The organism is Limnoglobus roseus, from assembly GCF_008254045.1.
In the GTDB taxonomy this organism is placed as follows: Bacteria; Planctomycetota; Planctomycetia; order Gemmatales; family Gemmataceae; genus Limnoglobus; species Limnoglobus roseus.
Genome location: NZ_CP042425.1, coordinates 8,431,922 through 8,453,689 on the forward strand (window position 1 = coordinate 8,431,922; position 21,768 = coordinate 8,453,689).

Here is a 21,768-nt window from a genome sequence, read left to right on the forward strand (position 1 = left end):
CCGCCCTGCCCGGTAAACCTTCTTCGTTCTCCCGGCCGAGACTCCACGCCCCGGCCCATGTCTGGTGTTCGCGTCCGTTCTCTGGTTCGAGCGAGGTGAGAGATGGTCAAGTCTACGGCCGTTGTCGTTCTGTTCGCGTGTTCGCTATCGTTATTGCCCGCCTCGGATCCGGCAGTGTGGCCGCAGTTCCGCGGCCCGAACGGGTCGGGAGTTGCCGACACGGAGAAGCCGCCGGTGGAGTTCGGCCCCGAAAAAAATCTCAAGTGGAAGGTGCCCGTCCCGTCGGGCATGTCGTCGCCGGTAATCTTCGGCGACAAGCTCTACCTGACGGCGTTCGATGGCGGCAAACTGTTGACGATCGCCTACGCGATCGCCGACGGCAAGGAACTGTGGCGGGCCGAATCGCCGGCGGCCAAGATCGAAGGCTACCACAAGACGGAAGGCAGCCCGGCGTCGTCGAGCGTAGCGACGGACGGCAAGGTCGTGATCTCCTACTTCGGCTCGTGCGGCGTGTTCGCCCACGACACCGCCGGCAAGCCGCTCTGGAAGTACGAACTGCCGATGGCCGTGACCGCCGCCGACTTCGGCACCGGCGTTTCCCCCGTCCTCGTAGACGGGCTGGTGGTGCTCCAACGGGACGACCTCAAGGACCCGAAGATCATCGCCATCGACGCCGCGACCGGGTCGCGGGTGTGGGAGAAGAAGCGGCAGTCGCCGCAGAGTTACGGCACCCCGGCGGTGTGGGACACGGCCGGCGGCAAGCAAGTCGTCACCCCCGGTTACGGCCGCATGGTCGCCTACGACCTGAAGACCGGCGACGAGAAGTGGAGCGTGGCCGGCATGCCGTCGGCCGCGTGTACGACGCCCGTCGTCGGCGACGGCATACTCCTGTTCGCCGGGTGGTCGCCGGGCGACTCTGAGGACAAGGAGTTCAAGTTCCCGACCTACGACGAGTTGTTGAAGCAGGGCGACGCCGACAAGGACGGGGCGATCAGCAAGGAGGAGTCGGAGAACACCTTCCTGAAGGGTTTCTTCGACAACAACGACACGAACAAGGACGGCAAGCTGACCCGCGACGAGTGGGACGCGCAGATCAAATTCATGAGCGCCGCCAAGAACGGGGCGTTCGCGGTGAAGGCCGGTGGCACCGGCGACGTGACCAAGACGCACGTCCTATGGCGGAAGACGAAGGGCTTGCCCTACGTGCCGAGCGCCGTGCTCTACAAGGGGCAGTACTTCATGGTGAAGGACGGCGGCCTCGTGACCGCTTATGACCCGAAGACCGGCAAGGAAATCTTCGTGCAGGAGCGGGTTGCCGCCGCCGGCCGGTACTACGCCTCGCCGGTCGCGGCCAACGGCCACATCTACACCGTGACCCTCGACAACGGCACCTTCACCGTCTTCAAGGCTGGCGAGGAAGTGCCCGACCCGGTGGCGAAGAACCCGCCACTCGGCGAGCGGGTGGCGGCAACGCCGGCGATTGCGGCCAACACCCTCTACGTGCGGTCGGCCAACCACCTGTGGGCGTTCGCCGAGAAGTAACCTGGGGCCAACCCCTGAAGCGAGCGGGCGAACGCCCGCTCGCTTCGTTTCGTCGAACTCGTTAGCCGCTTATGAGTCCCGTTGGTGTGCCCGTCACCGTTTCGTTAGACTGAAGGCACCCCAGGGAAGCGACCACATGCACAGCACGACCGACCGCGACCCGCTCGATCTCGTGGCGGAGGAGTTCGCCGAGCGTTGCCGCCGCGGCGAGACGCCGTCCGTCGGGGCGTTCACGGCGAAGTACCCGGAGTTGGCCGACGACCTGAAGGAACTGCTGCCGGCCGTAGCGCAAATGGAGATGTTGAAGCGGCACCGCAGTCCGTCGCTGCCGACGGTGATGCCGCTCGCCCCGGAGATGCCGGAGAAGCTCGGCGACTACCGCCTCGTGCGGGAACTCGGCCGCGGCGGCATGGGCGTCGTCTACGAGGCCGTGCAGGAATCGCTCGGCCGGCGGGTCGCGCTGAAGGTGCTCCCGACCGGGGCCGGCCGCAACGAGGCGGTTCGCCGCGAGCGATTTTTGCGCGAGGCGCAGGTCGCCGCGCGGCTCCACCACACGAACATCGTGCCAGTCTTCGGCGTCGGCGAGGAGAACGGCACGCCCTACTTCGTCATGCAGTACATCCCGGGGTGCGGGCTGAACGACATCATCACCGGCTGGCGGGCGAGGTCGGACGAGCTAACGGCGTCGAAGGTACTCGTGCGGCCGAACGACTGGCGGCGGATCGCCGACATCGGCGCGGCCGCCGCCGACGCCCTTCAGTACGCGCACGAACAGGGCGTCCTGCACCGCGACGTGAAGCCGGGGAATCTCCTCCTCGACCACCACGGCACCGTCTGGATGGCCGACTTCGGCCTCGCGAAGTTCACCGAGCACGATTCGCTCACGGCCACCGGCGACCTGCTCGGCACGATCCCGTACATGCCCCCGGAAGCCCTGCACGGCCACGCCGACGCGCGGACCGACGTGTACGGCCTCGGTATGACGCTGTACGAACTGGCGACCGGCACGATGCCGTTCGACGACTCGAACCCGGCGATCCTGATCCGCAACATCGGCGAGAAAAGCCCGCCGACGCCGCGGGCGCTGAACCCCCGCATCCCGCGCGACCTGGAAACGATCATCCTCAAGGCCATCGCCCGCGAGCCGGCCCGCCGCTACGCCTCGGCCGAAGAGTTAGAGAAAGACCTCGACGCCTTCCTCCACGACGAGCCGATCCGCGCGCGGCGGTCGTCGTTCGTGCAGCGCGGCTGGCTTTGGGCGAAGCGGAACCCGATCCTCGCGATGCTCTCAGCGGTCACGGCGGGGGCGCTCGTTTTCGCCGTCGCTGTCGGCTGGATGAGCTACAGCCGCACGCGGGCGGCCCTGGCGAACGAGACGAAGTTGTTGAACGAAGCCAACGATGCGAACAAGAAGCTGGCCGAGAACTTAAACCTGTCGTTCGCCGCGTTCGAGTCGGTGTTCGAAGCGGCCGGCGGCGAACCGTTCGGTCCGGATCGCCCATCGTTTATGAACCGTGGCGGCCCGAACGGCGACCGTGGTGGGCCGAACGGCGACGGCCAACGAGGGGGCGGCGGGCCAAACGGCGACGGCGGGCGTGGGGGCGGCGGCAACCGGCAGCCCCGCGACGGAGGCGGAGGCGGCCGCGGACCGGACGGCGACGGTCAGCGGGGGCGGCCGTTCGGCGGGGGCGGCGGCCCAATGCCGACCGGCGATCCGGCCGCGATGTTGGAGGCGGTCTTGACCTTCTATGAAAAGTTCGCCGAGCAGAACGCCGCGAACCCGGCGCTCCACGGGGACGCCGCGAAGTCGCTGAAGTTTCAGCTCGATGCCGCACGGGCGTACCGCAAGGTTGGGCAGTTGAATGCGTTCCTCCAGCGGAACGAGAAAGCCGAGACGGCCCTGAAACGGTCCCTGGCGATGCTGACCGACCTGTCGCGGCAGTATTCAGACTCGCCCGAGGTACTCCGAGAGTCGGCCATGACGATCGGATTCATGCCGGTGGTCAAAACAGGCGACCCGGCCTTCGCCGAACGGTACGACGTGCTGCGGCGGGCGGCCGAGTACGCCGAGGGAGGGCCGCCGTTGCCCCCCGGCGTCTACTGGTTGCTCGGGAAAATGGCCGAGTCGACGGGCGACGCGGTGCTGGCGAAGGCCGCGAAAGATCGCATCGGCAAATGGCAGGCCCCCCCGAACTGGCCGTGGAACAACCGCGCGCCGGATGAACCCGACCGCCGCCGGCCGTAGACTGTAGAGTGATTCAACATCCCCAGGTTTTCGCACCATGCCCGATCCGCTGTTCACGCCGGAAGTGCGGTTGATGCTCGAAGAGCAGGACGCCGACGGACTCCGGGCCATCTGCGAAGACCTGCACCCGGCCACGATGGCCGGCGTTCTCGACGGCTTCCCGCCGGAACAACTCTGGGACATCCTCGGCCACGCCGACGTCCGCAAACAGGCGAGCATCTTCGAATACCTGCCCCACCCGCTTCAGGAAGAAATGCTGTCGGTGGACCGGCCGCAAGCCGGGGCGATCATCGGCAAGATGTCGCACGACGACCGCGTGGACATCATGCGCCGCGTGCCGGCCGAGGTCCGCGAGCGACTGCTGCGCGTCGTGGACGAGGCCGAGCGCAAAGACATCGCGACGCTCGTCGAGTACGGGTTCAACACCGTCGGCGCGATCATGACGACCGACTACGCCTGGCTGCCGCCGCACCTGAACGCTTTCGAGGCGATCGAACAGCTCCGCCAGCAAGCCCCCGACCGCGAGACGATTTATTACATCTACGTCCTCGACGAACTCGTCCGCCGCGAGAACGGCGGGAAGTGGTCGCGGAAACTCCTCGGTGCGATCTCGCTGCGCGACCTGATCCTCGCGCCCAAGGGAGCACTGATCCGCGACATGATGAGCGACGAGATCGTGTCGCTGAAGTACGACGACCCGGCCGAGAAGGCGGGGCAAATCCTCGCCCGGTACGACTTCATCGCCATCCCGGTGCTCGACCCGGACGGCGGGATGCTCGGCATCGTGACGCACGACGACGTGATCGACGTGATCCAGGAGGAAGCGACTGAAGACCTCCAGCGGCAGGGCGGCGTCAGCCCGCTCGGCGAGAGCTACATGGACGCCAGCTTCTTCAAGATCTGGCGCAGCCGCGCGTTCTGGCTGTCGCTGTTGTTCGTGGCGGAACTCGCGACGTTCTCGGTGATGTCCTACTTCGAAGACGCGATCGCCACCGTGGTCGTGCTGAGCCTCTTCGTGCCGCTCTGCATCTCAACAGGGGGCAACTCGGGGTCGCAGGCGTCCACGCTGATTACCCGCGCGCTGGCCCTGGGGGAAATCCAACTCTCCGACTGGAAGCGGCTCCTGCGCCGGGAACTGCTGATGGGCCTTGCGCTCGGCGTGACGCTCGGCGTCATCGCATTTTTCCGCGGGGCGTTAACGCCGGACGACACGCGCGGCGGGCCGCGCAAGGAAGCTGAGCCGTTCACCGTGCGAGTGGACGCCCCGCTCGTACAAGACGGGAAGGGCGACTACGTGGTTCCCGAAAAGTCGATCCTGAGCCGATCGACCGACCGGCCGGGGTACGTCCGTCTTCCGAAGAGTGGCACGCCGCCTTCCCAACGCACTGAAGGATCGGCGAAGGTCTACGACTTCCCGGCCGAGTGCGAGATTCGCACGGAGGCGGTCAGCGCGTGGAAGCTCGGGCAGGTCATCGCCATCTCCGTCCTCGGCATCTGCATCTGGGGCACGCTCGTCGGGGCCACGCTGCCGCTGGTGTTCCGCAGGTACGGCCTTGATCCGGCCATTGCATCCGGCCCGTTCGTGGCCACGTTTGTGGACGTGACCGGCATCTTCATCTTCTTCTCCGTGGCGAGTTGGCTGCTGCTGTAGAATCCGATCGTGCGGATTGTGCCGGTTGGATCGCCCGGATTCGTTAGCGGGGCGGCGACGGGTTCATCCTTCCTCCGCCACGAATGCCGATGAACGAAGGTGAGCCACCGTAGGCTCGTTCGCCCGGCAAGGATTGTCCCCGATGGCCAGTGACTCGGCCCAGCCCGCTCCCGGCATCGTGTCGAGTATCGCCGACTCGCTGGTCGCGCTCGGCGACTGGACCGCGTTCTCGTGGCGTGCCGTCACCGGGTTGCTCACGCGGCATTTCAAGCGCCGCGAGTTGATGCACCTCTGCCTCGTCGTCGGCCTCGACAGCGTCGGCGTCATTGCCATCACCGGCACGTTCATCGGCATGGTGCTGGCCGTGCAGGCGTACAGTCAGTTCCACCAGATCGGCCTCGACACGTCGCTCGGGGCCGTCATTCACATGTCGGTCGTCCGCGAACTCGGCCCGGTGCTGACGGCCGTCATGCTCGCCGGTCGCGTCGGCAGCGCGATGGCGGCGGAACTCGGCACGATGCGCGTCACCGAGCAACTCGACGCCCTCGCCTGCCTCGGCGTGGACCCGGTGCGGTTCCTGGTCGCCCCGCGGTTCCTGGCGGCCGTGCTGATGATCCCGATGTTGACCGTCCTCGCGGACATCATGGGGTTGATCGGCAGCAGCTTCGTCTGCTTGCGGGTGTACCACATCGATGCGTACCATTACTGGGAGCACACGCGGGCGTTCGTCGGCTTCTGGGACGTGTTCGTCGGCCTCGTGAAGTCGGTCGCCTTCGGCGGCGTAACCGCCCTGATCGCCTGCCACCGCGGCTTCCACGGCACGGCCGGGGCGGAGGGCGTCGGCCGGGCGGCGACGCAGTCGTTCGTGATCTCGTTCATCGTCATCCTGGCTCTCGACTTCGTCTTCGGCCTGCTGGCGAACAGCGTCCACGACATGATCTGGCCGCCGAGCGGCTCGAAGCCCTTCTGAGGAACCGCGGTGAGTGAGCCCCTGATCCAACTGCAAAGCGTCGGCGTCCGGTTCGGCACGCACGACGTGCTGCGCGGCGTCAGCCTCGACATCTTCCCGCAACAGACGGTCGCGTTCATCGGCGAGAGCGGGTGCGGCAAAACGTGCCTGCTGAAACTCGTCGTGGGGTTGCTCCAGCCAACGGCCGGCGACGTACTGTTTCAGGGGAAATCACTCCGCTCGTTAAACGAAAAAGAACTGACGGCGATGCGGCTGCGCGTCGGGTTTCTCTTCCAGAGTGCGGCCCTGTTCGACAGCCTGAACGTGTTCGACAACGTCGCCTTCGGCCTGAAGGCGAAGGGGGGCGTCGCCGAGGCGGACGTCTCGGCTCGCGTCGTCGAGCGGTTGCAAGAAGTCGGCCTGCCGGACGGCGTGCGGGTGAAGATGCCGAGCGAACTCTCCGGAGGGATGCGGAAGCGCGTAGGGTTGGCGAGGGCATTGGCCCTCGATCCGAACGTGATGCTCTACGACGAGCCGACGACCGGACTCGACCCGGTGATGACCGACGTGATTAACGAACTGATTTTGCAGACGCGAACCAAGCGGCCGGTGACGAGCGTGATCGTCACGCACGAGATGCGGACGGTCCACAAGGTCGCCGATCGGGTGGTGATGTTCTACCCGCTGAGTCGGCTGGCCGAGGGCGAACCGCAAATGATCTACGACGGCCCGCCCGACGGCCTAGCGACCGCGGCCGACCCCCGCGTGCGGCAGTTCGTCGAAGGCCGGGCGGGAGCTTAATCCCCTCGCCCCCGACTTTTGCGGGGGAGAGGGTTAGGGTGAGGGGGCGAGCTTTCTCCCCTCGGAAACTCGTCTCGAACGGAGGCGGGCTTTCCCCCTAACCCTCTCCCCCCGCAAAGCCGGGGGCGAGGGAAGAAGATCGGCCCGACCACGGGCGGCTTCGGAAAGGACATTCATCATGGCAGAGCGCAGCGCGAAACTCCGGCTCGGCGTCTTCATGGCGATGGGCTTGTTCGGCCTCGCGGGGTTGGCGATCCTGTTCGGCGGCGCGCCACGGCTGTTCGACAACCGCGAGATATACGTCGTCACGTTCGGCGAAGCCCCCGGCCTTGCCCCCGGCACTCCGGTTCGCAAGTCCGGCGTCCGCATCGGCGAAGTCACTGCCCTCGATCTTGACCAGGAAACAGGGCAGGTGAAGGCGACGATCCGCGTCGATAAGCGATACCTGCCGCGGCAGAACGAAGAGGCGACCATCTTCCGCGGCCTTCTCAGCGGCGACACGTCACTCGACTTCATCCCGAAGGTGACGGCCGATGGCCAACCCGTCACGACGCGCGGCGATACTTACCCGGTCAACGTCGAGATCACCGGCCAAACGCCGATCAACCCGAACACACTAGTCCGCCAAGCGTCTGGCGTGCTACCGAGCGCACAGGAGTCGATGGCCCGCATCCTCAACTCGGTGCAGCGGGTCGAGCAGGCCGTGCCGAAGGTTGAGCAGGCGTTCATCGAAATCGCCGGGTTGGCCCGCAGCAGCCGCGAGTTCGTCCCGGAACTGCGTCGAACGAACGAGAAGGTGCAGGCCATCCTCGCGTTTGCCGATCCGCAGGGCGGTAACGAGAAGCCGGGCGAGGCCGGGCTGAAGACGACGCTCAACGACCTCCGCGACCTGATCCGCACGGCCAAGCCGCTGGTGGAGGACTTGCGCAAGGTCATCAAGGACAACGAGTCCGAACTGAACGCCACGCTGAAGGCCGTCCGCACGACCGCCGAGGAGGCGAAGGATTTGCTGTCGGTCGACAACCGGAAGGCGTTCTCGGAGACGCTCAAAAACGTGTCGATCGCCAGCGACGACTTCATCAAGACCCTCCGCCTCGCCGGAATCTTCCTCGACCAAGGGGAGAAAACGCTCAAGGAGTTCAACGGCCGGTGGCCGCGGTTCGACGAGATTCTGACCTCGACCAACAGCGCCGTGAAGTCGGCCGACAGTGCGTTCAAGAGTGCGGACAGTGCGATGAAGGACGTCCAATCGGTTACGAAGCCGCTGGCCGAGAGCACCGGCCCGATCTTCAAAAACGTGGGGACGGCGTCCGACGAACTGGCGAAGACGCTCGTCGAACTGCGGGCGACGATCCACGCCATCAACCGCTCGGACGGCACCCTGCAAAAGGTGATTACCGACCCGACGCTGTACAACCAACTGAACGAGTCAGCGTTGGCCCTGACCCGTACTCTTCAGCGAGCCGAGAAAGTCGCGGCCGATCTACAAGTGTTCTCGGACAAAGTCGCCCGTCGGCCGGAACTCATCGGCGTCGGCGGTGCGCTGAAGCAGAACAGCGGCCTGAAGGAATCACCATCGGCCACAACGCGGGAAGAGGCTCTGCGACCGACGCCGTTGCCGCCAACGCCGGTCGGCCCCATCGTGCCAGCGTACCGCCAACCGCTGTTGCCGCGGAGCGGCGGGGACTTGCCGCCGCGGTGATTAGCTTCTTCGGTTGAAAGCGAGAGAAACCGACCGTCGCGGCCGCTTCAGATCGTGAGGCCACGGAGCACGCCAACTCAGCCGACCGGTCCCGCCGCAGATTTCGCACGGCTCGCCGACGGGGCAGAAGTTTTCTTCCCCCTCGCCGCCGCACGCCTCGCAATCATGGCCCTCACGGCCGGGCATGTCGTCAAACCACTCATAAAGGTCAAACTCAGGTTCTTCCGGATCGATTTCGTCGAGGCCGTGTTCGAATGCTAGGCCGTCATTGCCGATGCCAACTTGGGCTAACCCACCGTAATCATCTGCGTCCCATGCAGCGAACTCCTGAAATGGCACGAGGCTAATTGGACTGGCCAGTAGCAGGGATCGAAACGCTGCTATGACTGTCGATCGCATGTCTGGCGAGGTGCATGATCGCGAGAACTCGAAACGTGGTTCACCGCCAAGTGATACATCGTCGCAAACGAAGGGATGAATCTCGACCCGCCCGAAAAGATCTCTAACGGCCGCAAGAAATGGAACTTGCAGAAGCCCGCCGTTATCATCGCCGGGGACCAGCGGCCGCATGCGAAACTCGGCCATGATGCGAGACCGTAGCCAGATTGATGGAAACGAGTAGAGATCGCCGGTCACACCGCAGTATTGTTGGGCGGCACGGAACCGCGGGTCATCCCGCGTCGCGGCGTCGAAAACCTCGATCTTGTACACAGTGGCCCGATCGTCGAAGTCCATTAATGCCGGTACGAAGATGACGCCATCGTGTTCGCGTCGGATGTCGAGAACGTCAACGATGGTCACGCCCGGAAGCATGGGAACGCCCGCCGTGGTGGGAAAGTGTCCTCTGGGGGTGGAAAGAGTAACGCGCCGCCGGCGGCGGCCGCGATGTCGGAAGGGGTTACGGCTTGTCGAATACACTCAACTCAAAGACGCCGGGGACTTCGTACTCGATCTTCGTCCAATTCGTCAGGGACACGGTCCCAATCGCGTACTGGACGCGATTCGGCAACAACACCCCCGCAACCGGGGCCAGGTCGAAGAGTTCCAGCGAGCGAGTCGCAACCTGACCGCTCTCCTTTCCTTCGTAGGTGATTCGCTTCAGGCGGTTCGTCTTGCCGTCCACCGACAGGAGGACCGGCGGCGCGTCGCCGACCCAGACTCGCACGACCGCGTCGCTGCCGGCTTTCGATTCGCGGGCCGTCACGGCGGTCAGCTTTTCGTCCGCGAGCGGGAAGAGGAACAACAGGCGGTCGCCCCGCACGTCCGGCAGCACCGTGTCCAGGTCGTCCGGCGTCATCTGGCTCGGCTGCGGGCCGAGAACCGGGAGCAGTTTCCAGCCGGTGTTGCCGTTCAGCGAGAAGGTGTCCGCGGCGTTACCCTTCGCCTCGGCCGAGTACGTCGCCCGGTACTGATCGCCCCAGATGAAAATCTCCATCGTGGCGTTCGATTGGACCTCCGCGAATCGGACGACGCCCTTTCGCTTGACGTGGACCTTTTTGAGCTTGTCCACCATCGACGGCTGACTGCTGGTGTGAGCCATCAGCACGGCGTTAACCAAAGTCGCGGCAGCCGGCTCCGACTTGTCCGGCTTCGGCCCGGCGACCGGCGGCAGGTCGAGGGCCTTCGGGGCGGTGGAGTCGTCAAGTGGACGGGCGGTGTCGGCCGTCGGCGTACTTGGGCCGCACCCAGCGAACACGGCCAGCATCAGCGTGAAGATCGGGCGGAGGTTCATCGGCTACCTTCCGGCAGTTTCGCCAACAGGTTGACCATTTCGATGGCCGTGACCGCCGCCTCGTGCCCCTTGTTGCCGGCCTTTGCCCCGGCCCGGTTGATGGCCTGGTCGAGCGTGTCGGTCGTCAGCACGCCGAAGATCACCGGCACGCCGCAGTTGAGAGCGGCCGAGGCGATTCCGTTGGTAGCCGCCCCGGCGACGTAGTCGTAGTGGTCAGTGTCGCCGCGGATCACGCACCCGAGGCAAATGACGGCCGCGAACTTCCCGGACTTGCCGAGGCGTTGGGCCACCAGCGGAATCTCATACGCCCCTGGCACGCGAACCACGTCCACGCGGTCATCGGGCACACCGTGCCGCCGCAGGGCGTCCTGCGCGCCGGCGAGGAGTTGGTCGACGATGAAGGCGTTAAACCGGGCCGCGACGAGCACGAACCGGCCGGGCGGGGAAGAGAAATCACCTTCGTAAATCATGCGTCACCGGGGCCGGAACGGGATCGATACCAGTGGAGTTATCACGGCGAACCGCGGGTGACAACGGCGATCCGCACGGCCGAGCCTTGCGGATGCGATGGCGGGAAGGAGCATTCGGCGTTTACGTCAGGTTCGCACTCTTCAGGAAGTCCGCGTTCGTCTTGTGCTTGCCGACCTGCTTCAAAAGCAACTCCATCGCCTCGACGGGGTGCATGTCGGACAGAATCTTGTGCAGGATGTGCACCATCCGCAGTTCGTCGTCGGACCGCAGCAGTTCTTCCTTCCGAGTGCCGGAAGCGTTGACTTCGACGCACGGGTAGATGCGCCGGTCCATCAGGCGGCGGTCGAGGTGGACTTCCATGTTGCCGGTGCCCTTGAACTCTTCGAAGATCACGTCGTCCATCTTCGAGCCGGTATCCACGAGGGCCGTCGCGAGGATCGTCAGGCTGCCGCCCTCAAGGAGGTTGCGAGCCGCGCCGAAAAACCGCTTCGGCTTCTGCAACGCGGAGGCGTCGAGGCCGCCGGAGAGGATTTTTCCGGACCCCTGCTCGGCGTTGTTATACGCCCGGCCGAGCCGCGTGATGCTGTCCAGGAAGATGACCACGTCGGTGCCGTACTCGACGAGTCGGCGTGCCTTCTCGATCACCATCTCGGCGACGACGATGTGCCGTTCCATCGGCTCGTCGAACGTGGAGGCGATCACCTCCACGCGCGACCCCTTCACCGACCGGCTCATCTCCGTGACTTCTTCCGGCCGCTCGTCGATGAGCAGGACGATAACGTAGCACTCCGGGTGGTTCTCGATGATCGCGTTGGCCATCTTCTGGAGTAGCACCGTCTTGCCGGTCCGCGGCGGGGCGACGATCAGGCCGCGCTGGCCCTTACCGATCGGCGTGATGAGGTCGATGATCCGCGTGGACATTTCGTCCGGGGTCGTCTCCAACTTCAGCCGCTGGTCCGGGTGGGTGGGCGTGAGGTCGCCGAAGACCGCTTTCTGCGTCAGCAGTTCCGGGTCCTGGTAGTTGATCGCCTCGACGCGGAGGAGAGCGAAATACCGTTCCGCTTCCTTCGGCGGGCGAATCTGCCCGGACACGACCGACCCGGACCGCAGGCCGAACCGGCGGATCTGGCTGGGACTGATGTAAATGTCGTCGGGGCACGGGAGGTAGTTGTAGTCCGGGCTGCGGAGGAAGCCGAAGCCATCGGGCAGCACTTCGAGCGTGCCCTCGCCGAACATCAGACCGTTCTGCTTCACCCGCTCCTTGAGGATGCGAAAGATCAGATCTTGCTTCTTCAGGCCACTCCACTCGTCTCGCGGGATGCCGTCGTCGCGGGCGTTCTGCTGGAGTTGCGCGAGCGTCATCTGCTGAAGTTGCGTGATGAACGTGTTGCCGCGCTTGATCTCCTCGTACCGGCTGTTCGTCTCGGCGTCGAAGCCGCGCTCGAAGTGCGGGCCGGCCGTCGGCGGTGCGGGCTTGGGCGCGGGCGGCGGGACGAGTTCCTCGACAATGCCGGCCCCAAACCCGTGGGCGTCGTCATCGGCATCCGACTTCGGGCGCGGGCGGCCGCGGGGAGGTTTCGGGTCGGACTTGGTATCGGCCATCGTAGCCCCTCAAAGCAGTAAAGACGTGATTCGGGTCAGGCAGTCCAGGCGAGCAGGATTCGCTCGATCTCGTCGGCCAGGTCGTCGCGGGTCGTCGCGTTGTTCAGGATGACGTGGGCGTGTTTCTTCTTTTCCTCCGCCGGCATCTGAGCCGCCTCGCGGGCGAGCAACTCGGCCTCCGTCCAACCGCTGCGGGCGGCGACGCGGGCCACCCGCACCTCGTGAGGGGCGTCCACGTAGATCAGCTTATCACAAACATCCTTCCATCCCGCCTCGATCAGCACGGCGGCGTCCAGCACGACGATTTTTTTCGCCGGGTCCGCTTGCCCTGCCGCCATCGCCTCCTCGCACAGTCGGCGGATACTCGGGAACACGATCGCTTCCAGGGCCGTCCGTTCGGCCGGGTCGCGGAAGACGATCTCGGCGATCTTGCGGCGGTCCACGCGGCCATCGTCTTTCAACACATTCCCCCATCGGGCCGCGAGTCTTTCGCGGACCGCGGGCAGTTCGAGGGCCGCGTGCCCCACGGCGTCGGCGTCAACGACAGCCCCTCCGAGGCGAGCGAGCACCGCGGCGGCGGCACTCTTGCCCGCCCCGATCGCGCCGATCAGGCCGATGGTGAGTTTCTTCACGACGGGTTCTCGCCGCGTTGGGCCAGTATCGCCTTCAACCGCTCGACCTCAGCTTGGAGTTGGTCGGCCCGCTGCCGCTCGGCGTCGGCCCGCTGCCGCTCGGCGTCGGCCCGTTCTAGCCGCGTCGGGATGGGGACGTTGTTTCGCGCGTCGTAGAGCCGCAGCATCCGCCCTTCCGCCCGAAGTTTGAAGCCGAGTAGGCTCTCGATCATGCCGTCCGTGGGCCGTAGGCGGCCGTAGACCTCTCCGAGTCGATAGCCCTTCAAGGGCGTGCTGAGGTATGCCCCTTCGGGGTCGAAGAGGAAGTACTCCCGAACCCCCAGTTCCTCGTAGAGGAAGAACTTGTCCTCTTCATCAGTCTGATAGGTTCCCCGCGACGCGAACTCGAAGACCACGGCAGGGACCGCCCCGTTGTCTTCCCACGAGAAGAACGATCGCCGATCCCGTTGCCCGACGCCAGGCACGACCATCACGTCCGGGGCAACGCGCGCCTCGGGGTTACCCTCCTCCCAGTACCAGAAGGCGTCCGTCGCGATGAAGACGTCCGACCGATCGGCGTAGAAGTCTTGCAAGGCTTGGTGCAGGAGCATCATCGCCTCGGCGTGGATCGGGGTTTCCGCCATCGGTTCGCCGTCCTCGCTCGGGTACTCGATCTCCGCGGTGGGCAGCCCGGTCGACATCACACGTCCTCCCCGTCGAGCCAGTTCGGGCCGGCGGACACGTCCACCCGTAGCGGCACGGTCAGGGCCATCGCTCCGATCATCTCCTCGCGGACGGCGGCGGCCACCGCCTTCAGTTCCGCCGGCGGCACCTCGAACACCAGTTCGTCGTGGACGCTCAGCAGCATCTTCGACTGCCACTTCTCGGCCTTGCCACGGCGGTAGAGGGCGAGCATCGCAAGCTTCATCAGGTCGGCGGCGGAGCCTTGAATCTCCATGTTGATGGCTTCGCGCTCGGCCCCGTTCCGCTGCTGGTAGGTCGAGTTCGGCCGGATCGCCGACGGGTCGAAGGTTCGCCACCGGCCGAGAACGGTCGAAACCCGCCCCGTCTGCCGGGCGGTTGCGAGCAGGTTATCCTGGTAGGCCAACACCTTCGCGTAGCGGGCGAAGTAGGCGTCAATGAACGTCTCAGCCTCCTGTCTGGGAATCTTCAGCCGCACCGCGAGGCCGGAGGCGCTCATGCCGTAGAGGACCCCGAAGTTCACCGTCTTCGCCACGCGGCGCTGATCGCCGCTGACCTCGGCTTCGGGCACCTTGAAGATCTCGGCGGCGACGGCGGTGTGCACGTCCCGGTCGGCGGCGAAGGCGTCGCGGAGGGCTTCGTCGCCGCAGAAGTGGGCGAGCAACCGTAATTCGATCTGCGAGTAGTCGGCCGTCAGAAGCACCCACCCGGGCGGCGGGATGAACGCCTGCCGAATCTGCCGGCCCTGATCGGTCCGCATCGGGATGTTTTGCAGGTTCGGGTCGGACGAACTCAGCCGCCCGGTACTCGCCACCGTCTGGTTGAACGACGTGTGAACGCGGCCGGTCTTCGGGTTCACGAGCGCCGGCAGGGCATCGACGTAGGTGCCCTTCAGCTTGGCAATCTGCCGGTGGTCGATGATCTTCGTCGGCAGTTCGTAACCCAGGGCGGCGAGACGTTCGAGCGATTCCTGGTCGGTACTCGGCTCGTTCGTCGTGCCGGTCCGCTTCTGCACGGGCAACTTCATCTGATCGAACAGGATTTCCCGCAGTTGTTTCGGCGAGGCGATGTTGAACGGCCGACCGGCGAGGGCGTGAATCTCGTCCTGCGTGTCGCGGAGTTGAGCGTCCATCTCCTTGCTAATCTTGGCGAGCATCGCCACGTCGATCAGAACGCCGTGGTACTCCATCTCGGCGAGCACGTCGATCAGCGGAATCTCGACATCGTCGTACAGCTTCTTCAACTTCTGTTCGACGAGTTCCGCTTCGAGCACGTCGGCCAAGCGGATTGCGGCGTCGGCGTCCTCGGCGGCGTAGGCGCACGCCTTCGTGACCGGCACGTCGGCCATGCTGATCTGCTTCTTCCCCTTGCCGATGAGTTCGGTGATCGAGATGTTCTCGTGGCCGAAGTACGTCCGCGTCAGGTCGTCGAGGTTGTGCGTCCGCTCGCCGGCGTGCAAGAGGTAATGCGCGATCATCGGATCACCGGCGACGCCCTTCAACGTGATGCCGTTGGAGCGGAAGACGAGCAAGTCGTACTTGATGTTCTGGTTGACCTTCGCGACGGCCGGGTCTTCGAGGATCGGCTTCAACGCCGTCAGCGTCGCCGCCGGGTCAAGTTTCGGGTCGGTAGCCGGACCACGAATGGCGAGGTAGAAGCCTTCCTCCGGCTTCCACGACACGGCGATGCCGACGATCTCTGCGAGGATCGGGTCGAGGCTCGTCGTCTCCAGGTCGATGGCGAACCGCTTCTGCTTTCGCAACTCGGCGAGGAACGTCTGGAAGTCGGCTTCCGTCGCGACGAGGCGGTAATCGCTCTTCCAGTTGTCCGGCGGCTTCGGTGGCGCGACCGGAACCTCGCCGTCGGATTCGATCTGATCGAACAGCGTCGCACCGGCCTGAACCTTCGGCGGCTTCCCCGCCTTGGCCGGTTTGACGGCCTTCGTCGGTTTCGCTTCACCGATGCTTTCGAGGATGGCCGCGTTCTTCTCCTGGCCGCCCTGGGTGAGGGTGGCCCGCACGCGGTTGGCGAACCCCTTGAAGTCGAACTGCTGGAACAGTTCCAACAACCGCGGGCCGTCCCACTCGCGGCGTTTCCAGTTCTCCCAGTCGAACTCCACCGGGGCGTCGGTGCGGAGCGTTACGAGCGTCTTGCTCTTTTGCAGGTTGCCGTTCGCGATGGCGGCCTTGAACGCCTCCTTCACTTTCGGCCCGCCGAGTTCGTCCGCGTGGGCGATCAGATTGTCGAGGGTGTCGTACTGTTGCAGCCACTTCGTCGCCGTCTTCGGCCCGACCCCGGGCACGCCGGGGATGTTGTCGACGGCGTCGCCGACGAGGGACTGGAAGTCGATCACCTGGTTCGGCCGGACGCCCCAGATGGCGTGCAGGCCGGCCGCGTCGAGGATTTCGTCCTTCCGCAGGTTCAGAATCTTGACCTTGTCCGAGAGCAATTGCCGGCAGTCTTTGTCGGCCGTGCAGAGGAAGACCTCGCACCCGCGCTCGGCGGCCGTGGCGGCGATGGTGGCCATCGCGTCGTCGGCTTCGAAGCCGGGGCAGAAGAGGATCGGGATGCGGAACGCCGTCAGCACCTCGTGGATGAGCGGTTCTTGCAACAGCAGGTCGTCCGGCGGCGGCGGCCGTTGGGCCTTGTAGTTGGTGTCGATCGCTTCCCGGAAGGTCGGGTCTTTGTGGTCGAACACGGCAATGAGGTACTGCGCCCCGTGTTCGTAGAGGTTCATGATCGCCCGCGTGACGCCAAACACCGCGTTGGTCGGCCGGCCGTCCGGGGCGGTCATCGACGGGATGCCGTGGAACATCTGGAAGACCAACCCGTGGGCGTCCAACAAATAGACGCGCTCACAGTCGGACGGGGGAGGAGCGGTGCGAACCACGGTGCCGCCGAAGGTTGGGGGTACGGTTCCGCCGCGGGGGACCGACGTTTCAGGGGCGGAATCAGGGGCAAGAACCGGTCGGGGCGTGCCAACGAAGTCAATGACAGTGTGTTAGGAGTTTACGGAGCGTATGATGGGGCTGTCAAGGGCGTGAACTCGCACTCGCCGTCGAACATTCCGTGCCACTCGCACCGTCCTCACAATCCGCGCGGCTTTAGCAGACACCGCAACGATTCGGGTTGACGGCATTCGGGCGGGGTTTAGATTCAAGACTGAGCTTTCCTCTAACGTCTCGCGGCCGGGCGATCGTCTGCACCGCCGGCCCGGTCCCCCGTCGAGGTACACCATGGCCAAGCCCGCATCCAACGAAGCAAAACTGCCGGTGATTATCGCAATGGTGTTCTTCATCATTGCGACGCTCGGCGTCGGCATATTCGCGTACACCCTGACGCAGGACGTGGCCTTGGCCAAGGAGGACGCCAAGAAGGCGAACGACGAGAAGGCGACCGCCGACAAGCAGAAGTCGCAGGCCCAGGAAGAGTTGCTGCTGTACAAGGTCGCCGTCGGCAACGCGACCGCCGAGGACAACGCGACGGTCCAGTCCGCCCTCAAAGACCCGCCCGGCTTCCGCGAGAAGTACACGAAGCTCATGCAGTCGATCAACGGCATCCTTGACTCCTCGAAGGCCACCGAGGCCAAGAACGACATCGGGCTGAAGGGCCTGGATCCCGTCGTCCTCAACTGGAACTGGCCGGCGAACCAGCAGAACCCGCCGCTGCCGAAGGAGAACCTCATCTCCGCCGCCGTCCGCAACGTCGCCCAGAGGCAGTTGGCCGTGCGGAAAAGCGAGCAAGAGGTGAAAGCCCTCGACGACGCCAAGAAGTCGCTCGAAGGCGTCGTGACGCAGTTTAACGCCGCGAGGGCCAAATTGGACGAGTTGAACAAGCAGTACCCCGACGACGTGAAGAAGGAAGTCCTCGCCGCCATCTCCCAATTCGATGGGTTCAAGAAGCAGTTCGAAGCAACGTCCAACGACTACCGCAAGGAAAAGGACAAGTGGAACGAAAGTGACGTGGCAAAGGATTTCGTGAATAAGCGTACGATGTCGGACCTCGAACGGTTCAAAGAAGGGAACGTCCGCCTCCTCGACCAACTCGAATCCAACATCGACCCGTTCCAGTACGACAAGCCGAAGGGCAAAATTCTCCGCCGGTACAGTGAGAACCTCGTGGACGTGGACCTCGGCTCGGCCGACAACCTCCGGTCCGGCCAGACGTTCAGCATCTTCCCGTCCGACACGCCGACCCGCGGGATGCAAGCCCGGATGCGCAGCGTCCGGGACTCCGACGGCAAGACTTACACCCGGCCGGTCCCGAAGGGCACGATCGAAGTGGTGGACGTCCTCGGCTCGAACCTCGCCCAGTGCCGGATTACGTCGGAAGAGTCTACGATCCGCGACCGCATCCTGACCGACGATCTGCTGTACAACGCCGTGTGGAACCGCGGGGCGTCCGAGCACATCGTGCTGTTCGGCATCTTCGACATCGACGGCGACGGCCGAGACGACATCCAGACGATCGTGCAGAACCTCCAGAAAGTCGGCGTCGCGGTGGACGGGTACTTCGACCTGTCGAAGATGCAGTGGGTCGGCGGGATCACCAGCCAGACGACGTTCGCCGTCGAAGGGTACTACCCGTCGGTGAGCATCGGCGACGGCAACCGCGACGGCAAGATCAAGATTCTGTCCGAACTCGCCGACGTGAAGCGGCTGGCGAAGGAAAAGGGCCTCCGCATCCTGCGGCCGCGTGACTTCTTCCCGCGGATCGGCTACAACGCGAAGCTCGACATCACGGAAGCGGCGATTAACTCGGCCGCGACGTACTACCTGCGGGTTTCCGGAGCCGACACGAACGCAGCCCCGCCGACCCCAGGGGCCGACCCGGCCAAGCCCGCCGATCCGGCCAAGCCGGACGCCCCGAAGTAAGACCGCAGTTCTCGGACAATCAAGTCGCCCGCCGCGAACCGGCGGGCGATGTCGTTTCCCGGCTCGAATCCAGTCGCAACTCGTCGTCGCATTCCAACGCCACCGCCGCAACATACCCCACGACCGGCGACCACGTGCCGAGTTGCCACCGCCCTATCTCGGCCGCGTGATCGAACCGGATCACGGCCGGTGCCCGCCGCGGGTCGAGATCGACGACGCACTTGTTCACGTTCTGGATGCCCGTGCCCACCGCTTTCAGCAGCGCCTCCTTGCACGTCCAGCCGCGCAAGAAGCCGGGAAGTTGCAATTCCGCCGGCAGCCGCGCGAACTGCTCGCGTTCCTCCGGACCGAAAAATCGCTCGACCAACCCCGCGGCGTTCGGCACGTCCCGCAGTTGCTCGACATCGACCCCCACCCGGCGGTCGGCAACCGCGATCAGTCCGAGGTCGCCGGAGTGCGAGACGTTGAACGGCAGGTTCACCCCGCGAAGGATCGGCTTACCGTCCGGTTCCGAGACCAACTCAACCGCAGCCGGAGACACACCCAGATATGCCGCGAGAATCTGCCGCAGTCGGCCGCGAGCCGTGACGAACTGCTCGCGCGGCCGCGCGACTTTGTAGCGGTTAGCCCGCTCCCGCTCGTCTGGCGTCAGGCTCTGCCAGAGTTCTTCTCGCTCACTTGCCACGAGTGTCAGCGGGAAGTACCAGACGTGGCACTCAGCCCCGCCCGGCATCGTGATCGAAGCCTGCCCTGCCAGTACCCGACTCTGAACGAGCATCCTTCACCCCGATTGACCTTGTCCGCCCGCACGGCCGACGCTACGACCGTCGGCATGAACACGATGCTAGGGGTTTTCCTCGCTCTCGTCACGGCCCCCGCAGCCCCGCCCGCGGTTCTCACCGCGGACCAGGCCACGGTCGATCGCGGGGAGATCAAGGCCGGGCCGATGCTGAAGCAGACGTTCCGCGTGACGAACACGGGGGCCGAGGCGGTGAGCATCACCAAACTCGAATCGGGCTGCGGGTGCGTCCGCCGGTCGGTGTCGAAGAACGACCTGAAGCCGGGCGACTCGGCCGAGGTGGCCATCGACGTGAACACACTGACGCAACCCGACGGCCCCCACGCATGGCTATTAAAGTTGCAACACCGCCCCGCGTCAGCCGCAAAGACGGCCCCCGACGAGGTGCTCGAACTCCGGCTGACGGCGAAGCTGAGCCACGACGTGACCGTGTCGCCGCCGATGGTGTCGATCTCGACAGAAGTCGAGGCCGCGACCACGGTGACGCTGACCGACAGCCGCCGCACGCCGTTAACGGTTTCGAAAGTCGTCTCCTCGTCGCCGCACCTCGCGGTTAAACTCCGCCAACCTATGAAGCCCGGCGACCTCATCGTTGATGTCGCCGTCGCCGCAGAGATGCCGGTCGGCACGCACGATGAGACGCTGACGGTGTACACGACCGACCCCGCTTACGCCGAACTGCAAATCCCGGCCCGCATCGTGAAGCGGGCGAAGAACGCCGTGACCGCCCACCCGGAATCGCTCGACCTCATTGATACCGCCGGCCTCGTGCAGTTCCGGCGGGCCGGCGCAAAGCCCGTGGCGATTGCCTCCGCAGAATGCAGCACGGCCGGCGTGACCGTGACGGCATCTTCCGGCAGCGGCACCGTCGGGACGATCAAGGTCGTCGTTTCGGAGAAGGCCGGCGCGAGCGGGAAGGCCGACGTGAAGGTGAAGTTCACGGAACCGGAAGGGGCGGAAGTGGTCGTACCGGTGCGGTGGGGGAACTGACATTACCCGCCCATCGCCGACACCGTGATGATGCCCGGCCGGCCGATCGGACTGTCGCAGCGGATGTCGCGGTTCACGAAGCGTTGGATCGTGTCGATGTTCGTGAGCAGGTGCCGCGTGACTTCCGACGTGCGGAATTCGGAGGCCGCCGGGGCGAACGCCAACGGCAGCACCAACTGATCGGCCGAGTGCGGGTCGACCGGGCAACCGCTCTCACGGAAGGCAATCGCCTGATCCGCCGCCTCGTCGGCCACGAATTCGGCCGGCTTGCCGCGTTCGCCTAACCCCAGGAACAATGGCGGCACGGCCAACTGCCGGAACAGCACCGTACAGAGTGCGGCCGGCCCGTTCGGCCATTCTTCCTCTTCAACGTGGCTCTCGATGCCGGCCATCTTCAACTTGTGCGTCAGCCTCCGCCGCATTTCCTTCCCGATCTTCTCCGGCAACTCCGACACCGCCGCGAACCCGCCGGCCGTGGTCAGTGGGGGACACGTCGTAAGCGTCAGCTCGCGGACGGTTGGCGTCGGAGTGATGGCGGCGTGAATCTCGCCACCGCCGCGGGGGTAGAAGCCGGGGCGGATCATCGCGAGTTTCACGTCGATGCCGAGTTTCGCCAGGTGGCCGGCCCACGTTGTCTGATTGAAGTGAAAGCACGGGCTGTGCGAAACGTGCGTTCCGCCGGTGATGGTGAGATTGCTCGTTTTGGTCCCGCGGAGGGCGAGCGGCAACGCGACGGTGTGCAGTACCAACCCCGTCGCGCCGGCCGTGCCGATGCTGAAGGTGTAGTCGCCGGACTTCAGTTCGCCCGGCTCGAAGAAGAGCGTACTCGACCCGATCGACCCGCCCTTGTAGAGCGCGCCGCAGATCGTCGCCGCCGCCCGCACGCAAGTGAGGTGCTGGGCGGCCAACCCCGGTTTCGGCCGGTTCGCCCGAATGTTGATTAGCCGAAACGACCGCCGCGTGAGGATCGACAGGGCGAGCGCTGAGCGGAGGATTTGCCCCCCGCCCTCCCCTTGCGATCCATCGATTTCGATGAGGTCGGACATGGCGGGCTAGACACGCGGTAGTCGCAGAAGGTTCACCGCCCTTTTGTTCGC

At 65.3% G+C, this 21,768-nt stretch carries 17 protein-coding genes; 8 read left to right on the plus strand and 9 right to left on the minus strand.

The annotated features are described in order from the left end of the window. Positions 1-102 precede the first annotated feature (102 nt). The 6 genes from PX52LOC_RS36055 (at position 103) to PX52LOC_RS36080 (ending at position 8,890) form a co-directional block, all read left to right on the plus strand. Positions 103-1,542 carry an outer membrane protein assembly factor BamB family protein gene (locus PX52LOC_RS36055; protein WP_149114624.1) on the plus strand — a complete coding sequence of 480 codons (1,440 nt, stop codon included), beginning with the start codon at positions 103-105 and terminating at the stop codon, positions 1,540-1,542. Between the two features lie 136 nt (positions 1,543-1,678). Beyond that, a complete protein-coding gene (locus tag PX52LOC_RS36060; RefSeq protein WP_149114625.1) occupies positions 1,679-3,787 on the plus strand; it encodes a serine/threonine-protein kinase in 2,109 nt (702 codons plus the stop codon). Between the two features lie 37 nt (positions 3,788-3,824). After that, positions 3,825-5,438, plus strand: coding sequence for a magnesium transporter (gene mgtE / locus PX52LOC_RS36065; protein WP_149114626.1), 1,614 nt, complete (start codon positions 3,825-3,827; stop codon positions 5,436-5,438). Positions 5,439-5,580: 142 nt separating this feature from the next. Next, positions 5,581-6,408, plus strand: a complete 828-nt coding sequence (locus tag PX52LOC_RS36070) for an MlaE family ABC transporter permease (protein WP_149114627.1) — start codon at positions 5,581-5,583, stop codon at positions 6,406-6,408. A 9-nt stretch (positions 6,409-6,417) separates the two neighbouring features. Continuing rightward, complete coding sequence (locus tag PX52LOC_RS36075; protein ID WP_149114628.1) at positions 6,418-7,188, plus strand: ABC transporter ATP-binding protein; 771 nt, start codon at positions 6,418-6,420, stop codon at positions 7,186-7,188. 178 nt (positions 7,189-7,366) lie between these two features. Continuing rightward, positions 7,367-8,890: an MlaD family protein gene (locus PX52LOC_RS36080; protein WP_149114629.1), complete on the plus strand. Its 1,524-nt coding sequence runs from the start codon at positions 7,367-7,369 to the stop codon at positions 8,888-8,890. On the opposite strand, the gene PX52LOC_RS36085 is transcribed toward PX52LOC_RS36080, so the two are convergent. From PX52LOC_RS36085 to polA, 7 genes are all read right to left on the minus strand, one after another. Further along, the gene (locus PX52LOC_RS36085; RefSeq protein ID WP_149114630.1) at positions 8,891-9,703 is read right to left on the minus strand and encodes a hypothetical protein; all 813 of its coding nucleotides are present in this window, start codon (positions 9,701-9,703) and stop codon (positions 8,891-8,893) included. A gap of 85 nt (positions 9,704-9,788) precedes the next feature. Further along, positions 9,789-10,622, minus strand: a complete 834-nt coding sequence (locus tag PX52LOC_RS36090) for a hypothetical protein (RefSeq protein WP_149114631.1) — start codon at positions 10,620-10,622, stop codon at positions 9,789-9,791. Then, a complete protein-coding gene (ribH, locus tag PX52LOC_RS36095; RefSeq protein ID WP_149114632.1) occupies positions 10,619-11,092 on the minus strand; it encodes a 6,7-dimethyl-8-ribityllumazine synthase in 474 nt (157 codons plus the stop codon). The genes PX52LOC_RS36090 and ribH overlap by 4 nt, the downstream gene beginning before the upstream one ends. 121 nt (positions 11,093-11,213) lie before the next feature. Beyond that, a complete protein-coding gene (gene rho / locus PX52LOC_RS36100; protein ID WP_178132598.1) occupies positions 11,214-12,695 on the minus strand; it encodes a transcription termination factor Rho in 1,482 nt (493 codons plus the stop codon). 35 nt (positions 12,696-12,730) lie between these two features. Continuing rightward, positions 12,731-13,327 (minus strand): dephospho-CoA kinase, encoded by a 597-nt coding sequence (coaE, locus tag PX52LOC_RS36105; RefSeq protein WP_149114633.1) that lies wholly within the window; start codon positions 13,325-13,327, stop codon positions 12,731-12,733. Beyond that, positions 13,324-14,007 carry a Uma2 family endonuclease gene (locus tag PX52LOC_RS36110; protein ID WP_149114634.1) on the minus strand — a complete coding sequence of 228 codons (684 nt, stop codon included), beginning with the start codon at positions 14,005-14,007 and terminating at the stop codon, positions 13,324-13,326. The genes coaE and PX52LOC_RS36110 overlap by 4 nt, the downstream gene beginning before the upstream one ends. After that, positions 14,007-16,898, minus strand: coding sequence for a DNA polymerase I (gene polA, locus PX52LOC_RS36115; RefSeq protein WP_149114635.1), 2,892 nt, complete (start codon positions 16,896-16,898; stop codon positions 14,007-14,009). The genes PX52LOC_RS36110 and polA overlap by 1 nt, the downstream gene beginning before the upstream one ends. A gap of 346 nt (positions 16,899-17,244) precedes the next feature. Between polA and PX52LOC_RS36120 the strand changes: the two genes are divergently transcribed. Beyond that, positions 17,245-18,882: a hypothetical protein gene (locus PX52LOC_RS36120; RefSeq protein WP_149114636.1), complete on the plus strand. Its 1,638-nt coding sequence runs from the start codon at positions 17,245-17,247 to the stop codon at positions 18,880-18,882. A gap of 19 nt (positions 18,883-18,901) precedes the next feature. On the opposite strand, the gene PX52LOC_RS36125 is transcribed toward PX52LOC_RS36120, so the two are convergent. Continuing rightward, on the minus strand, positions 18,902-19,660 hold the full coding sequence (locus tag PX52LOC_RS36125; RefSeq protein WP_149114637.1) for a 4'-phosphopantetheinyl transferase family protein: 759 nt from the start codon (positions 19,658-19,660) through the stop codon (positions 18,902-18,904). A gap of 18 nt (positions 19,661-19,678) precedes the next feature. Here PX52LOC_RS36125 and PX52LOC_RS36130 point away from each other — a divergent pair, with 18 nt between their 5' ends. Next, positions 19,679-20,671, plus strand: a complete 993-nt coding sequence (locus PX52LOC_RS36130; protein ID WP_149114638.1) for a DUF1573 domain-containing protein — start codon at positions 19,679-19,681, stop codon at positions 20,669-20,671. A gap of 2 nt (positions 20,672-20,673) precedes the next feature. On the opposite strand, the gene rtcA is transcribed toward PX52LOC_RS36130, so the two are convergent. Further along, complete coding sequence (rtcA, locus tag PX52LOC_RS36135; protein ID WP_149114639.1) at positions 20,674-21,717, minus strand: RNA 3'-terminal phosphate cyclase; 1,044 nt, start codon at positions 21,715-21,717, stop codon at positions 20,674-20,676. Positions 21,718-21,768 lie beyond the last annotated feature (51 nt).

What these genes read in the sequence shown, in the direction of transcription:
- PX52LOC_RS36055 (WP_149114624.1), top strand. Translation starts at nt 103, where the DNA reads ATGGTCAAGTCTACGGCCGTTGTCGTTCTGTTCGCGTGTTCGCTATCG.
- PX52LOC_RS36060 (WP_149114625.1), top strand. Translation starts at nt 1,679, where the DNA reads ATGCACAGCACGACCGACCGCGACCCGCTCGATCTCGTGGCGGAGGAG.
- mgtE (WP_149114626.1), top strand. Translation starts at nt 3,825, where the DNA reads ATGCCCGATCCGCTGTTCACGCCGGAAGTGCGGTTGATGCTCGAAGAG.
- PX52LOC_RS36070 (WP_149114627.1), top strand. Translation starts at nt 5,581, where the DNA reads ATGGCCAGTGACTCGGCCCAGCCCGCTCCCGGCATCGTGTCGAGTATC.
- PX52LOC_RS36080 (WP_149114629.1), top strand. Translation starts at nt 7,367, where the DNA reads ATGGCAGAGCGCAGCGCGAAACTCCGGCTCGGCGTCTTCATGGCGATG.
- PX52LOC_RS36085 (WP_149114630.1), bottom strand. Translation starts at nt 9,703, where the DNA reads ATGCTTCCGGGCGTGACCATCGTTGACGTTCTCGACATCCGACGCGAA.
- PX52LOC_RS36090 (WP_149114631.1), bottom strand. Translation starts at nt 10,622, where the DNA reads ATGAACCTCCGCCCGATCTTCACGCTGATGCTGGCCGTGTTCGCTGGG.
- ribH (WP_149114632.1), bottom strand. Translation starts at nt 11,092, where the DNA reads ATGATTTACGAAGGTGATTTCTCTTCCCCGCCCGGCCGGTTCGTGCTC.
- rho (WP_178132598.1), bottom strand. Translation starts at nt 12,695, where the DNA reads ATGGCCGATACCAAGTCCGACCCGAAACCTCCCCGCGGCCGCCCGCGC.
- PX52LOC_RS36110 (WP_149114634.1), bottom strand. Translation starts at nt 14,007, where the DNA reads ATGTCGACCGGGCTGCCCACCGCGGAGATCGAGTACCCGAGCGAGGAC.
- PX52LOC_RS36120 (WP_149114636.1), top strand. Translation starts at nt 17,245, where the DNA reads ATGGCCAAGCCCGCATCCAACGAAGCAAAACTGCCGGTGATTATCGCA.
- PX52LOC_RS36125 (WP_149114637.1), bottom strand. Translation starts at nt 19,660, where the DNA reads ATGCTCGTTCAGAGTCGGGTACTGGCAGGGCAGGCTTCGATCACGATG.
- rtcA (WP_149114639.1), bottom strand. Translation starts at nt 21,717, where the DNA reads ATGTCCGACCTCATCGAAATCGATGGATCGCAAGGGGAGGGCGGGGGG.